Annotated in this window: 10 protein-coding genes and 1 tRNA gene; 1 reads left to right on the forward strand and 10 read right to left on the reverse strand. The window is 66.9% G+C overall.

The genetic code is table 11. The features are described from left to right. Positions 1–327: 327 nt before the first annotated feature. The 7 genes from P2Q66_RS15080 to P2Q66_RS15110 form a co-directional block, all read right to left on the reverse strand. Positions 328–2,988 (reverse strand): LuxR C-terminal-related transcriptional regulator, encoded by a 2,661-nt coding sequence (locus P2Q66_RS15080; protein WP_345795633.1) that lies wholly within the window; start codon positions 2,986–2,988, stop codon positions 328–330. Then, positions 2,975–5,707 carry a LuxR C-terminal-related transcriptional regulator gene (locus tag P2Q66_RS15085; RefSeq protein WP_115524341.1) on the reverse strand — a complete coding sequence of 911 codons (2,733 nt, stop codon included), beginning with the start codon at positions 5,705–5,707 and terminating at the stop codon, positions 2,975–2,977. Before P2Q66_RS15085 ends, P2Q66_RS15080 begins: the two co-directional genes overlap by 14 nt. 122 nt (positions 5,708–5,829) lie before the next feature. Next, positions 5,830–6,420 carry an aminoacyl-tRNA hydrolase gene (gene pth, locus P2Q66_RS15090; protein ID WP_115524342.1) on the reverse strand — a complete coding sequence of 197 codons (591 nt, stop codon included), beginning with the start codon at positions 6,418–6,420 and terminating at the stop codon, positions 5,830–5,832. Between the two features lie 112 nt (positions 6,421–6,532). Continuing rightward, the gene (locus P2Q66_RS15095) at positions 6,533–7,141 is read right to left on the reverse strand and encodes a 50S ribosomal protein L25/general stress protein Ctc (RefSeq protein ID WP_079595651.1); all 609 of its coding nucleotides are present in this window, start codon (positions 7,139–7,141) and stop codon (positions 6,533–6,535) included. A gap of 244 nt (positions 7,142–7,385) precedes the next feature. Then, positions 7,386–8,366 carry a ribose-phosphate diphosphokinase gene (locus P2Q66_RS15100; protein WP_079595652.1) on the reverse strand — a complete coding sequence of 327 codons (981 nt, stop codon included), beginning with the start codon at positions 8,364–8,366 and terminating at the stop codon, positions 7,386–7,388. Positions 8,367–8,368: 2 nt separating this feature from the next. Beyond that, the gene (gene glmU, locus P2Q66_RS15105) at positions 8,369–9,844 is read right to left on the reverse strand and encodes a bifunctional UDP-N-acetylglucosamine diphosphorylase/glucosamine-1-phosphate N-acetyltransferase GlmU (protein WP_275729405.1); all 1,476 of its coding nucleotides are present in this window, start codon (positions 9,842–9,844) and stop codon (positions 8,369–8,371) included. A 101-nt stretch (positions 9,845–9,945) separates the two neighbouring features. Further along, positions 9,946–10,017: transfer RNA gene (locus P2Q66_RS15110), tRNA-Gln, on the reverse strand. A 134-nt stretch (positions 10,018–10,151) separates the two neighbouring features. Between P2Q66_RS15110 and P2Q66_RS15115 the strand changes: the two genes are divergently transcribed. Then, positions 10,152–10,778: a TetR/AcrR family transcriptional regulator gene (locus tag P2Q66_RS15115; protein WP_275729407.1), complete on the forward strand. Its 627-nt coding sequence runs from the start codon at positions 10,152–10,154 to the stop codon at positions 10,776–10,778. Between the two features lie 605 nt (positions 10,779–11,383). Here the strand turns inward: P2Q66_RS15115 and P2Q66_RS15120 are convergent. The 3 genes from P2Q66_RS15120 to rsmA are packed head-to-tail and all read right to left on the reverse strand — an operon-like array spanning position 11,384 to position 15,088. Then, complete coding sequence (locus tag P2Q66_RS15120; protein ID WP_275729409.1) at positions 11,384–13,210, reverse strand: ABC-F family ATP-binding cassette domain-containing protein; 1,827 nt, start codon at positions 13,208–13,210, stop codon at positions 11,384–11,386. Positions 13,211–13,256: 46 nt separating this feature from the next. Then, positions 13,257–14,219 carry a 4-(cytidine 5'-diphospho)-2-C-methyl-D-erythritol kinase gene (locus P2Q66_RS15125; RefSeq protein WP_275729411.1) on the reverse strand — a complete coding sequence of 321 codons (963 nt, stop codon included), beginning with the start codon at positions 14,217–14,219 and terminating at the stop codon, positions 13,257–13,259. Next, the gene (gene rsmA, locus P2Q66_RS15130; protein ID WP_275729413.1) at positions 14,216–15,088 is read right to left on the reverse strand and encodes a 16S rRNA (adenine(1518)-N(6)/adenine(1519)-N(6))-dimethyltransferase RsmA; all 873 of its coding nucleotides are present in this window, start codon (positions 15,086–15,088) and stop codon (positions 14,216–14,218) included. The genes P2Q66_RS15125 and rsmA overlap by 4 nt, the downstream gene beginning before the upstream one ends. Positions 15,089–15,152: the final 64 nt, after the last annotated feature.

Below are 15,152 nucleotides of genomic sequence, written 5' to 3' on the forward strand. Positions count from 1 at the left end.
GGCCCCGTCTTGGCCCGGTCCCTTGGGGACCGGAAGTTTGATAGAGGCCTCGATGTGCTGCTGGCAACCTCTGCGGCGTCCTGCCTGCCGTTTGCTTTGCCTCCTTAAGTAAATCCTGCGGCACCCTCCTGTACACGAGTAGGGTGTACTCGATTTCCGCGCCGGGGTACTACCTAGGAGCCCTGGGACGCTGCAGGCACCGGTGCATTCCCGGTCGGGAGCGGACGCGGGCATGGCACAGCGGAGCAGCCTGAAGGCGACAAAGCCGCAGGTGAAGGGCCGGCTGATGCAGCGTGCCGGGTGCCGGGCGTTGCGGGATGTCCCGGCCTACTTGGGCAGAGCGGACTCCAGTTCGTCCCTGCTGCGTACACCCAGCTTCACGTAGGTCCTGTACAGGTGCCCCTCCACGGTGCGGACGGAGACCATCAGCTTTTGCGCTATCTCGCGGTCGGTGAGGCCCTGCACCGCGAGTTCCACGATGTCCTGTTCACGCCGGGTGAGGTGGACGGCGGGAGCCGCGGCGATGAAGCGGCCTTCCCTGAACCGTTCGCCCAGTTCATGGTCGCACCGCTCGCGCTGCGCAACAGCCTGCCTGGAGCGGCGGCGTTCCCCGGCGTGCTCCAGTACGGAGCTGGCACGGGCGTAGGCCTCGCGGGCAAGGTTGACGAAGCCTGACGCTTCCAGCGATGCCGCCGTTTCCATCAGGGCATCCCCGTCGGCCGCTTCCCAGCTGGTGGCAAGCGTCAGCATGGCCGCTGCCCAGCGTCCCTGCACATCGCGCGCGGCGTCCTGCACCATGGGAATCACCGACGGGTCCCCCAGATCCCAGCACACGGCCAGGAGTTCGAGCAGGTGGCCGGCCCTTCCCGAGGCTTCGGCTGCTGTCATCATCGTGTGCAGCGAGGCGATGCCCTTGCCGTCACGGGACAAGTACTCGGCGGCCGCGGCGGCGTACGCTCCGGCAAGGAGGTCATGCGCGGGCCCGCCGGCCACGGCGTCCTTGTAGTCCTGCTCCAGGCGCCTTGCCTGCGCGGAGTCTCCCAGCCGTGCCGCAACATAGAAGCCCAGCGAAGAACCAAAGCGGAACAGCTGGAGGGGGTCGTTGAGCCTCAGTGCTTCCACCGCCGGCAGCAGCAGCTGGTAGGCGCGCTCCATCCGGCCCTGCTTCAGCAGCGAATAGCCGCGGAGCACCTGCAGGCTGCCGTCAAAGGTTGCGGCACCGGTGGCATGGCCGGCGGCGTAGCTGTCGAGTTCCCGCTCCGCTGATTCCCACTCCCCCATGGCCAGGTAGCTGATGACGAGCCTGCCCAGCACGAACTCGGGAAAGAAAAACAGGCTGTCTTCCAGCGGCGGCAGCTCGGAAGCTGCCAGCAGCGCAGCATCCAGTCCTTCTGCGGGCCGTCCGGCAGCCGTAAGGGCATGGGCCAGCAACGCCTCGCCCACAGCGCCGATGGGCTCAACGTCCGCTTCCGGGGAGCTTCGGGTCCTGATGGTTTCCACCTCGGCCGCGAGCGCCCGGTAGTCCACCTCGGCGCCTGACTGCAGGAGGTGGAGGATCTCCTCCTGCCAGGTCCGCGGCCCATCGGCTGACCGGCCGGTGTGCTCCCGGACGTCCTCGGCCACGGCTGCCAGCTGGTGCCCGGCCGCCTGATGCGCCGAGACCCGGAGCAGGAGGACTGCCGGGCCCTGGGGATCGTCCGCAAGCTGAAGCCAGCAGCCGTCAAGCAACGCGGCAGCGTCCGCATAGGCGCCGTTGTTGTACAGTGCACGGGCGTGGACCGCCCGGGCCATGGGTGCCATCGCGGGGTCCTGAACCCTGGCGGCGATGGAGGCGGCGCTGTCGTTGCGGAACCGCGCCAATGCCTCGCGGGCGGCCTCCAGCAGGTCGGCGTCGGGTACCCGCAGCCCGCATTCCAACGCCCATTCCACGGAACGCAGCCGGCCTTCGCCGCGCAGCACGATGCCGTCCTGGTGTGCGCGGGTTCTTTCCTGCAGCTGAAGGCTGCGGGACACCGAAATCGTGTTCCGTATCGCATTGGCGAACAAGGCGTTCCACATGGAGAGCTCAGCCGGCACCCCGGACGTTTCAACCACCATCTGCTGGTCCAGCAGGGACCGGACCACAGGGGCACCGCAGATGTCCTCGATGACCTTCCGCCCAACCGGTCCGGCCAGCGCAATCAGCTTCAGTGCTTCCTGTTCTTCGGGCCGCCGCCGGAGGTGGTCCTTTGCAACCACTGCCGTCAACCTGGCGCCGTCAGCCGGCAGGGAGCCCAGCAGGATCCAGATCCCGTTGCGTTTGGACAGGATCCCGGCTTCGGCGGCATCGTGCAGCAGCGCGTCCAGGATGCGGGGGTTGCCGCCTGATGCACTCCAGAGCGAGTCAACGGTGGCTGCGGGAACTGTTCCGTCCAGGACGTGGGCGAGGACTTCCTCGATCTGTTCCCGGTTCAGGGGCCGCAGGTCCACGCGCTCGGCCAGGCCGTCGTACCACAGCTGATCCAGGGGCTGCGGCAATCCAGGCCGCGGACGCGCGGCCGCCACGACGGTCGCCCAGCCAGCGGAAATCAGGTCAGCCACAACACCGGCGGAAGCGTCATCCAGATGGTGGGCGTCATCCACCACCAGCAGGACCTGGCTGCCGGTACCCGTCTTGAGCTTCTCGAAGTATGTCCACATGGAACGCAGGACCGCTACGGGTGAGACTGATTCCTCGGCTGTCAGGTCAGCGGTGTACGGGGTCAGGACCCCGAACGGCACGGCGGTGAGGGCGGAACTGGCATGGATCTGCAGGATGTGCATGTCGCCGGCAAGCCGCTCCGCGATGGCCTCCGTCAGGGATGATTTGCCGATGCCGGGACCGGCCATGACGAAAACCGCCTGGCTGGTGCGGTTCCGGACAATGTTGCAGATCCGGTCCAGCGGCTCGCGGCGGCCGGTGAGGAGCCGGTGCGCCGGTGCCGGCTTGTGTCCATTAGACGAGTCCAGTCAGATCACCCCTGGAAGTTACGCCCAGCTTGGTGAAGACCTGGTACAGGTGGCCTTCAACAGTCCGGACTGACACGCCCATTTCCAGGGCGATGTCACGGTTTGATGCACCACGCCCCGCAAGCCGGGCAATCTGGCGCTCCCTGCTGGTCAGCAGCGGGCTGCCGCTGCTGGGCACGATGGGCAGGTTGGCGACAGTGGCGGCCAGGATGTCAAGGCGGGCCTGCGCGGTCCGGGCGGAGATGGAGTCCCCGTCCTGGCGTGCGAAGTCCACGGCCAGGGCCATGCACCTGGCCTCCACCGCGTCCAGTTCCAGCGTGGCCGCGAGCTCGCCGCCGGCAAGGAGCGTCTTCGCGTCCCTGGTCCGGCTGCCCACGGCAATGAGCCGGGAAACCTCCGCCAGTGGTCCCTGGCGGTGGGACGCAATGTCCTCCAGAAGCCGGAAGTCGTTGTCGCTCCCGTTCACCGTGGCCGCAAGCAGTTCGACGCCGGCGAGCGTGTAACGCCCCGCCTCCATGTTCTGGCGGGCCGACTGCTTCAGGCGTGTGACGGCGTCGGAGTCGCCCAGCCAGCGCCCCGCCACGAGGGCGCAGAAACTGATGAGGCTTTCGGTGGCGAAACCTGATGTGCCGGGAACCCGCTGCAGTTTGCTGAGGTATTTTCGGGCCTGGCCGGCGTTGCCGGTTTGCGCGTGCGCCAGGGCTGTTGCGGCGTAGGCGAAGCGGAGTGCAGCCTGCACAGGTTGCAGTTCCAGCTGGGCGGCAGCAGACATCAGCGGATCGAGCGCGGCAGCGCCCCGGCCGGCATAGACGTAGGCGATCCCGGCAGCCAGTTCCGTGGCGGCACTGCCGTAGGGAAGGCGGTACTGCTCCTCGTCGCTTTGTGGTCCCAGCAGGTCGATGCACCGCCGCCACTGCCCGGCCATCAGCAGCACCAGGTAGGCCTCCCTGGTGTACCGCTCACGCAGGCCCACCACGTGGGAGGCGTCGCTGATCTGGCCGCCGAGCTGCCGCATCAGGCCCAAGGCGTCCATTTCCCGGCCGGTCAGGGCTAGTGCAGTCATCAGGAGGATGGCCGAATGCATCCGGTAGTCCGCGTCAGGGTTCAAGGCAGGGTCCGCGGCTGCCTCAAGGTCCGGAATCAAGGCGGCGTAGTCACCCACGAAGGCGCGGTATTCGAAGTCGCTCAAAGAGACAAGGTTGGCCGCCACGGCGGCGGGCTCCGGCCATGACGCGTTGTTCCCGGCTGGTGCCAGCCTGTTCCGGGCTTCCTGGAGAAGTTCGGGTACCTTGCCGGCCCGCTCCGGCAGCCGCATCATGACCCGTGCTTTGGCGGCTACAACGTGCGCGTATTCCTCGACGTCCAGGGCCTCGAGTTCCGGCCGGGAGATGCCGTCCAGTGCTGCGAGTGCCTGGACGGGCATGTCCAGCTGCAGGTACGCGGCAGCCTTCTGGCGCTGCGCGGGCAGCCATTCGCGGTCCGTCCTGTGCAGCATCTCGGCGTAGGTCAGGGCGAACCGCGGATCGAACAGCTGGACCGCCGCTTCGGCAGCCGCGAGGGCCAGGGCGGGGCTCAGCGGGGCCTCACACTCATGGGTCCAGGCCGCAAACGCCATCAGTTCTTCGAGCGTCATGCGGGCCGGATCAGGTTCCTCACCTGCCAGCAGCACGCTGCGCAGTTCACGGCGCCGGGCAATGCTCAGCCAGGTGCGCACGACGTCGCCGATGTACTTTTCTCGCAGGGACACCCACCGGTGGTCCGAGTCGTCGACCTCCAGCAGCCCGCCGTCTTCCATGTCCGCCACGACGTCTGCCCCGTAAACGGCGGTAAGGCGGGACAGCTCGACCCGGCGGGCGCAGGACAGCATTTCAATGACTTCCCGGGTTTCCGGGGTTTCCCGCGACCAGCGGGACCGGACGATGTCATCGAGGCTGGCGGCGCCGTCGAGCACCACCTTGTCACGCAGGGTCCAGACGGAGTCGGACAGCACCAGGTTTCCGGACAGTTGCTGTTCGGTGACCAGTGCTTTGAGCAGCAGCGGATTGCCGCCCACCATCCGGTGGTAGGTGTTGACCAGGGAGGCAGACACCCGGTGGCCCAGCAGGGACAGCAGGACCTGTCGGGTCTGGAGCTCGTTGAGGTTGTTGAGGCGTACTTCTGTCAGGCGCCGGTCCGTGAGCAGCCAGTGGAAGTCGGCCGGAAGGTCGCTGATGTTCGGTGCGACGGCAATGATTTTGGCGGTGCCGGTCAGGAGTACGTTCAACAGCACTCCGGCGCTCATGTCGTCGATGCTGCCTGAGGTGTCAAGGGTGATCACGCATGGCCTGCCTGCGGCGTCGCTGCGGATCAGCGACGTGATGCCGCGCAGGATGGCCGTGGGCGACCCCATGTAGGCCTGCGGAAGCCTGGCCAGCAGGAAGGAGAGGCAGCCGTAGGGCGTGGTGGATCCGGTAGGCCCGCTGCGGAGCTGCAGGGACCACACCTCCGGCCCCAGGTCGGCCACGGCGGCACGGGCGAGGGAAGATTTGCCTACCCCGCGGCCCCCGGTGATGACGACGCCCAATGAGTTTTCAGTGGTCAGCGCAGTGCGGACGGTTTCCAGGTTGGCACTGCGGGCGGGCGCGGACCATTGCTGCCCCGGTGCACCGGAGCCTGGTGTGCGCAGCCCAACGTCCTGAGGTGTTGACCCACGTCCCCAGCTGAGTGGCTCGATTGACATGAACTTTTCCCCTACATCCCGCGATAGCGGGATGTAGCCCCATTGCTCCCCCGCATACGAAGAAGAGTACCCTGTGGCACGGACCAGGAGACAGGTCAAAACGACTTTAAGTTTGTATATTGCTATCGATCGGATTTGGCCGGATGGAATTTTTGCTGGGCTGACGTGAGCCCGTCGCGCAGCAGCAACTCGACGGCGTCGGCCGCTTCGTCCAGCAAAAACGGCAGTTCCTTAAGCTCCGCGCTGCCAAAGTCACGCAGGACGTAGTCCGCGGTGTCCATCCTGCCGGGTGGACGGCCGACCCCCACGCGGACGCGGAGGTAGTCCTTGGTGGCGAGTGCTTTGGAGATGTCCCGCAGCCCGTTGTGGCCGCCTTCCCCGCCGCCGATCTTGAGTTTCACCGTGTTGAAGGGGATGTCGATCTCATCGTGCACGGCAACCACGTGATCCGGCGTGATGCCGTAGAAGTTGGCCAGCGCCGAGACGGGACCGCCGGAAACATTCATGTAGGTCATGGGCTTTGCCAGCACCACGCGGGGGCCCCCGATACCGAGCCGCCCCTCCACAACCTGGGCACGTGCCTTGTGGGTCTTGAACCCGGCGCCGATCCTGCCCGCCAGTTCGTCGAGCACCATCTGGCCAACATTGTGCCTGTTGCCTTGGTACTGGGCGCCGGGGTTGCCGAGGCCGACGATCAGCCAGGTATCAGTCATGGGTCAATCCTAAGGTGGCGTTGTGAGGGATGTTTCCGCGGCCGGAGGGCGGCAGACGCAACAGTGGCCGGACCCCTGCGGGATCCGGCCACTGTCAGGAAGTAGCGGCTGATTACTCTGCTGCGGCTTCCCCGGCTGCTGCGGGAGCCTCGGCGCCTTCAGCGGCTTCGGTCTCTTCTTCCGTGGCGGTGGCCTCGGAGATGTTGACCACGAGCGCCTCGGCGTCGGTCAGCAGTGCGGAACCCTTCGGCAGAACCAGGTCGGAAGCGTGGATGTGCTCACCGGCGGCACGGCCTTCGATGCTGACCTCGACGGTCTCGGGCAGGTGGGTTGCCTCGGCCTCGAGGGACACGACGGTCAATTCCAGGTTGTGGACGGTGCCGGGGGCGGTTTCGCCGGTGACGTGGACCGGAACGTCGACGGTGACCTTCTCGCCCTGGCGGACGGTCAGGAGGTCGATGTGCTCGATGATCTGCTTGATCGGGTCGCGCTGTACGTCCTTGACCAGGGCCAGGTGGCCTTCGCCGTTGATGTCCAGGGACAGCAGGGCGTTGGCGGTGCGGACAGCCAGGGTGGTGGCCTTGGCCGGGAGGGTCACGTGGATGGGCTCTGCGCCGTGGCCGTAGATAACGGCGGGGATCAGGTTGGCCATCCGTGCGCGGCGGGCGTAGCCCTTGCCGAATTCGGTGCGCAGTTCTGCTGCGAGCTTCTGCTCAGACATGGAAATCTCCTTGAAAACTAAACGGTGTTCAGCAAGGGCGGAGGTCTGTTGCGACCTTCAACGCCGGGCGGCCGAAGGCGGCCCTTTCAAGAAGGCAGCCCTTCACATGAAGGGCAGATCAGACCCAGTCGATAACGGAGACCTGCAAGCCGGTTGCCCGGCTGCTCTCCCTCGCCAAGGTATCGCTGTAAAGCTTACCAGCGCCGGGCCCGTTTACTGAAAACGGACCCGGCACCGGCACTGCCTAGGCGTTGCCGTCAAACAGGCTGGTGACGGAACCGTCGTCGAACACTTCACGGACGGCGCGCGCAATCAGCGGGGCGATGGACAGGACGGTCAGCTGCGGGAACCGCTGGGACGCGGTGAGCGGAAGGGTGTTGGTGACCACCACTTCGCGGGCACCCGAGTCGGCGAGCCGCTGGGCTGCGGGGTCGGAGAAGACGGCGTGGGTGGCGGCGATGATGACATCCTTGGCACCCGCGTTCTTCAGTACCTGGACGGCGCCGGAGATGGTTCCCCCGGTGTCGATCATGTCGTCGATCAGGACACAGGTGCGTCCCTCGATCTGGCCCACAACGGTCTTGGAGACCGCCTGGTTGGGGACGGTCAGGTCGCGGCTCTTGTGCACGAAGGCCAGGGGGGCGCCGCCCAGGCGCTCAGCCCACTGCTCGGCCACGCGGACGCGGCCGGTGTCCGGGGACACAACCGTAATGTTCTCTGCGTCCACCCGGGTGCGGATGTAGTCCGCGAGCAGCGGGATGGCCATGAGGTGGTCCACGGGCCCGTCGAAGAAGCCCTGGATCTGGGAGGTGTGCAGGTCCACGCTCATGATGCGGTCGGCGCCGGCGGTCTTGTAGAGGTCCGCCACCAGGCGGGCGGAAATGGGCTCGCGGCCGCGGCCCTTTTTGTCCTGGCGTGCGTAGGGGTAGAACGGGGAGACCACGGTGATCCTCTTGGCGGAGGCACGCTTCAGCGAATCGATCATGATCAGCTGTTCCATGAGGTGGTTGTTCAGCGGGGCCGGGTGCGCCTGGATGACGAAGGCGTCGGTGCCGCGGACGCTCTCGCCGGCGCGGACGTAGATCTCGCCGTTGGCGAAGTCGTAGGCGTCCACCGGCAGCAGGTCAGTACCGAGCTCCTTGGCGATCTCCCGGGCCAGCTCCGGATGGGCCCGCCCGGTGGCGAGCACCAGCTTCTTCTCGCCGTGCGCCGTAATTTCGCTCATTATTACTTGCCCTCTTCTGTAGATGCCGGGGTACTTGAGGAATCTGTGGTGGCTGCCTGGGCCAGTTCGGCGGAGCGCGTTCCCGGCCTGTTGGCGGGGACCCACCCTTCGGTGTTGCGCTGCGCTGCGATGCTCAGCGCCAGGGCGCCCGCAGGCACGTCCTTGCGGATCACCGCGCCGGCGCCGCTGTAGGCGCCGTCCCCCACGGTGACCGGGGCAACAAAGACGGTGTTGGAACCGGTGCGGACGCCGGAACCGATGACCGTGCGGTGCTTGTTCTGGCCGTCGTAATTGGCCGTGATGTTGCCGCAGCCGATGTTCGTGTCCTCGCCGATTTCGGCGTCACCGGCGTAGCCGAGGTGGGACAGTTTGGAGCCGCGGCCGATGGTCACGTTCTTGGTTTCGTAGAACGCGCCGATCTTGCCGCTTTCGCCCAGGACGGTGCCGGGCCGCAGGTACGTGAAGGGTCCGACGGAGGCGCCGGCGCCGATCACCGACCCGGAACCGTGCGTGCGGACCACCTTCGCGCCTTCGCCCACGGTGACGTCCGTCAGCGTGGTGTCGGGGCCGACGACGGCGTCCCTCGCCACGCGGGTGGCCCCGTGAAGTTGGGTGTTGGGCAGGAGACGGACGTCCTCGTCAAGCGTCACGGAGGAATCGATCCACGTGGTGGCCGGGTCCACGACGGTGACGCCGGCGCGCATCCAGGCTTCCACGGTGCGGCGGTTCAGCTCCGCTCCGAGGGCCGCCAGCTGGACGCGGTCGTTGGCGCCCTCCACCTGCCAGCGGTCAGCGGTGACGACGGCGGCAACGCGCCCGCCTGCCTCCCTCGCCAGTCCCAGCACGTCCGTGAGGTACTTCTCGCCCTGCGCGTTGTCCGTGGTGACCTTGCCCAGGGCGTTGCGCAGTACGTCGGCATCGAATGCGTAAATGCCGGAGTTGACCTCGCGGATCAGCCGTTCGGCTTCCGTGGCGTCCTTGTGCTCGCGGATGCCGGTTATGGTGCCGTCGTCACCGCGCAGGATGCGGCCGTAGCCGGAGGCGTCGTCCAGGACGGCCGTCAGGACCGTGACGGCGTTGGCTTCCTGCTCGTGGGTGGCAACGAGCTCAGCCAGCAATTGGCCGGAGAGCAGGGGCACGTCGCCGTAGGTCACCACGACGGTGCCCGTCAGCAACTGTTCCGCATCCAGGGCCTGCAGCGCAGCTTCAACCGCGCGGCCCGTGCCGGGGATATCGTCCTGGTCCACAATGACGGCAGCAGGATCGAGGTCAGCGACATGGCGGGCCACCAGGTCCCGTTCGTGGCGGACGACAATGGCGAGCTGCTGGGGGTTGATGCTGCGGGCTGCCAGGAGCGCGTGCCCCACCATCGACCGGCCACCGATTTCATGGAGGATCTTGGGGGTACGTGACTTCATCCGGGTGCCGGCGCCTGCCGCCAGGACGATTACGGCGGACGGGGCCTTCTCGGGGATCACGTACGGGCTCTCCTTGCTTGGGTTACGCTGGCGCTTGCGGTGTCCGGCCAGTCTGCCGGCGCGGCACCGAGTGTCATCCTACTGAACTCCTCGCACAGCAGTTCCGCCCATAGGATTCGAACCTATACTCCACGGCTCCAAAGGCCGGGGTGCTGCCGTTACACCAGAGCGGACCATGCCCAAGGCGCAAGGCCCGGGCACAATCCCCTATTTTGCCACGGGTTCGGGGCGCCGCGCGACACGAGGCCGCCGGGTCCTCCCGGACGCACCGGAATCCCGCCGCAGACGGGTAAGGCATGATGGAAATGTGAGCAACAACCCGCCGCGGACGCGGATGACCGGACTTCAGCGCCGGAGCCAGCTGATCGACGTCGGGCGCGGCCTCTTCGCCGTCCGCGGACTGGACGGCACCACCATCGAGGAAATCGCCGCCTGCGCGGGAGTCTCCAAGCCGGTCATTTACGAACATTTCGGTTCCAAGGAAGGGCTGTACACCCAGGTGGTGGACTTTGAGTTCCATATCCTGCTGGACGCCATCAATGCGGCCCTCACCGAGGAGGCGAAGCCGCGCGTCCTGGTGGAACGCGCCGCTCTGGCACTGCTGACCTACATCGAAGACCGCACCGAAGGTTTCCGGATCCTGATGCGGGACGCCCCGCCGTCGCAACCCGAAGGCGCTTTCTCCACCCTGCTCTCCCACGTCACCGCCCGCGTGGAACACATCCTCTCCGACGAGTTCTCCCGGCGCGGGTTCAGCGGCGAGGACGGCGCCATGTACGCGCAGATGCTCGTGGGCATGGTAGCCATGACCGGCCAGTGGTGGCAGGACAGCCGCCAGCCCGACAAACACACCGTCGCCGCCCACCTGGTCAACCTCGCTTGGAACGGCCTGACCGGCCTCAAGAAAGACCCTGAGCTGAAGTCCGAGAGCTAAGTCTCCCTCGCCTTTCCGGGCCTTTGGTCACCTTTGCGAGTCCCCGCTTTGGTCACCTTCGCGGCGCAGTGGCCCTTCGCCGTCGCTTAGACACGACGCATAGGTGACGCTCCGGTCGCTGGGCGACCTCCACGCCACGATGCGCCGCGATGCGCGACTACACGAAGGTCCTCTGCCCCGCTAATGCCTATCTCTCCTTCGAGAGTCCCCGGCATGCCGCGTGCAGACCTCTAGGGTTCGACAGTCCCCCACCCGCCTGCCGAAGGTTCCGTTCAGCAGGGCCCGCTGCTCCCCTGAGGTGAGGTGCGTTGCCGTCGCCGGAGGCGGTCCGGCCGGGAGGTCCCCGCACGGCCCTCCCGTTCCTTCGTTCAGGACGTGAGCACGCTGGGAGGGGACGCTAGCTTCCGGAGGCGGTCCTTCGGAAAGTCGCGCATCGCGGCGCGTCAGGGCGTGGAGGTCGCTCAGCGACCGCAGCGCTCCCTATGTCCCGTAAGCGTCGTCCCGAGGGACCCGACGCGAGCTTGCGAGTGTTGGAAAGGGACCTACGCGCTAAGCGACGTCGAAGGGCCGGTTCCGGAACCAACCGCAGAGAACCGAACAAGGGGCTACTCCCCGAGGACCTCTACTGCTTCGAGCCATTCGAGCTCGAGGGCGTCGCGTTCGCCGGCGAGGTCCTTGAGTTGCCGGTTTTGCTCGGCCAGGGCGTCGAAGTCGGAGGCCTCGGTGCTTTTCAGCATCAGGTCGTGAAGCTTTTTCTCTGCCTGGTCCAGTTTGCCCAGCTGGCGTTCGATCCGGTTCTTGGCTTTGCGGGCATCCCGCTTTTCGGCTTCGGAAGGGCCGGACTGGGCCGGCGCTGCCGCCGAACCGCCGCTGGTGACCGGGTTCCCGCCGCCGGTGACGGTGGATCCCGCAAGTGCAGCCTCGCGGAGTTCCAGGTACTGGTCCACGCCGCCGGGCAGGCCGCGGAGCTTGCCGTCGCCAAGCAGGGCCATCTGGTGGTCGGTGACGCGCTCCAGGAGGTAGCGGTCGTGGCTGACCACCACGAGCGTCCCCGGCCAGCCGTCCAGGACGTCTTCCACAGCTGCGAGGGTGTCGGTGTCCAGATCGTTGGTGGGCTCGTCGAGCATCAGCACGTTCGGCTCCCCCACGAGCAATCGCAGGAGCTGCAGGCGCCGGCGCTCACCGCCGGAGAGGTCCTTCACCGGTGTCCACTGCTTTTGGTTGGTGAACCCGAGCTGCTCCACCAACTGCCCGGCGGTGAATTCCCGGCCGCCGACGTTGAAGGAACGTTTCTCCCGCTCGATGACTTCGATGACGCGAAGGTCGGAGACGTCGTCGAGCTCCTTGACCTCCTGCGTGAGCACGGCCGTGACCACGGTCTTTCCGCGCTTCAGCTTGCCGGCGTCGGGGGTGATCTGGCCGTTGAGGAGCTTCAGGAGGGTGGTCTTGCCGGCACCGTTGACCCCTACCAATCCCAGGCGCTCGCCCGGGGCGAGGCGGAGGGTGATGTTGTCGAAAAGCTTCCGGCCGTCGTCGGCGCCCTGGAAGTTGAGGGAGACGTGCTCCAGGTCCAGGACGTCCTTGCCCAGGCGGGCCGTGGCCATCTTGTTCAGCGCCATGGAATCCCTGGGTGCCGGGACGTCTTCGATAAGGGCGTTGGCTGCTTCGATCCGGAACTTCGGCTTTGATGTCCGTGCCGGTGCGCCGCGGCGCAGCCAGGCGAGCTCCTTCTTGACCAGCTGCTGGCGCTTGCTCTCCACCACGGAGGCCATCCGGTCCCGCTCGGCGCGGGCCAGCACGTAGGCCGCGTAACCGCCTTCGAAGGGGTCAACGATGCCGTCGTGGACTTCCCAGGTTTTAGTGCAGACTTCATCCAGGAACCAGCGGTCGTGGGTGACCACCAGGAACGCGCCCTGGTTGGCCCGCCAGCGTGTCTTCAGGTGCCGGGCCAGCCAGGCAACGCCCTCGACGTCGAGGTGGTTGGTGGGCTCGTCCAGCATGATGACGTCGTGGTCCTCGATCAGCAGCTTGGCGAGTGCCACGCGCCGCTTCTGGCCGCCGGAGAGGGCATGGACGTTGGCGTGCCAGTCCACGTCGGAAACCAGGCCGCCCATGATTTCGCGGATCCGGGGGTTCCGGGCCCACTCGTAGTCCGCCTGGTCCCCCACGATGGCGGCACCCACCGTGAGGTCGCCGTCGAGCACGTCGCTCTGGTCCAGGTAGCCGACGTTGACGTCGCCGCGTTTGGTGACCCTGCCGGCGTCGGGGGTGGAGCGCAGCGCGAGCAGCCGCATGAGGGTGGATTTGCCGTCACCGTTGCGGCCCACCATGCCGATCCTGTCACCCTCCTCGAGTCCCAGGGTGACGCCGTCCAGGACGGTGCGGGTTGCGTAGGAAACCGTGAGGTTCTCGCCGCCAAGAAGGTGTGCCAAAGGGTACTGCTTTCTGCTGCTCGGGTGGGATGTGGGTTGAACGTTGTCAGATCAGGGTGTCGGAGATGATGCGTGCCCCTGGAACGGGACCGTGCACGGCGATGGCCGACAAGCCGTAGCGCCGCAGATCTTCTGCCAGGCCGTCCGCGGTCAGGGAGTCATCCGCGAGCAGGGCAACCGTGGGACCGGAACCGGACACGATGCCCGCGATGGCTCCGTGGGATTCGCCAATGCCAAGCGTATCGCGGAGTGACGGTGCCAGTTCTATGGAGGCGCGCTGGAGATCGTTCACCAGGACGCGGCTCAGGGCTTCGGCATCGCCGCTCCGCAGTGCGGTCAGGATCTGGGGGTCGACGCCGGTGGGCTCGGTGGCATTGACGCCTTCAGCGTCGCGCAGCCGGTCCAGGGTCCGGTACACCTCCGGGGTGGACAGGCCATAATCCGCCGTCACCAGGACCCAGTGGGTCTGCGCCTTCGCCAGCGCCGGGGACAGCTTGTCGCCCAGCCCCAGCCCAACTGCGGTGCCGCCCAGCAGGGAAAAGGGGACGTCCGCGCCGAGTTCTGCGGCCAGGTGGGCCAGTTCCTCCCGCGACAGGCCGCTGTTCCACAGCGCGTCGCAGGCCAGGAGGGTGGCTGCCGCGTCCGCCGACCCGCCGCCCATGCCGCCGGCCACGGGCACGCGTTTGGTGATTTCCAGATGAACCCCGGTGGAGTGTTCAGAGACGTCCGCCATGATGGCGGCCGCTTTGTAGGCCAGGTTGTTGCCGTCCAGGGGGATGTCCACGGCGTCCAGGTCAAGCGTGCTGTCCGCACTGAGGCTGACTGTGATTCCGGGCGTTTCGGTACTGGTGGCCGCCACTTCCTCATAGAGGGAAACGGCGAGGTAAACACTGGCTACCGAGTGGTAGCCGTCAGGACGGAGCGGGCCGACATCAAGGGACACGTTGACCTTGCCCGGAGCTTTCACCCGGACCGTCCTCGCAGTGAACCGCCCTGACACGGGTTTCACGCCCCGGCCTCCTTGGCTTCGGCGATCCTGGCGAACGCGGCGATGTCGATGACCTCGCCCCGGGCAGTGGGGTCGACGCCGGCTGCCACCAGGCAGCGTTCGGCCTCCGGCGCTCCCCCGGCCCAGCCGGCAAGGGCGGCGCGCAGGGTTTTGCGCCGCTGGGCGAAAGCGGCGTCCACCACGGCGAAGACCTGCTCGCGGCTGGCTGTAGTGGCCGGCGGTTCGCGGCGGGTGAAGGCAACCAGGCCGGAGTGGATCTTGGGCGCCGGCCAGAAAACGTTCATGCCGATCACGCCGGCCTTGCGCATCTGGCTGTACCACGCGGCCTTGACCGACGGGACGCCATACGTTTTCGATCCGGGTCCGGCAGCCAGCCGGTCCGCCACCTCGTCCTGCACCATGACCAGGCCGTGCTGCAGGCTCGGGAAATGCTGCAGCAGGTGCAGCACCACGGGCACGGCCACGTTATAGGGCAGGTTGGCCACCAGCGCAGTGGGCTGGACCGGGAGTTCGGTGACCTTCATGGCGTCGGCATGGACCAGGTGGAAGGAACCCGCAGCGGCAGGCCGCCATTCCTTCACCGTCTCCGGAAGCTTCGCAGCCAGTACCGGATCGATTTCGACGGCGACCACGGAGGCTGCGGCGTCCAGGAGCCCTAAGGTCAGGGAGCCGAGGCCAGGCCCAACTTCGAGAACTGTTTCCTCCGGCCCCACGCCCGCGGCAGCCACGATCCTGCGGATCGTGTTGCCATCGATCACGAAATTCTGGCCCAGGGTCTTGGTGGGCCTGATGCCGATTTCCTCCGCCAGCCGTCGTATGTCGGAGGCACCAAACAAGGGTGCGGGCGCGGCGGGGATGGGTTCAGTCACCTAGGTATCCTATCCCGCGCGCCGGTTCCGTCCGGTCCGGTCTATGCCCGCGGCCGGCCTGGTT

The sequence above is a fragment of the Arthrobacter sp. Cr_A7 genome, from assembly GCF_029222765.1.
GTDB lineage: Bacteria > Actinomycetota > Actinomycetes > Actinomycetales > Micrococcaceae > Arthrobacter.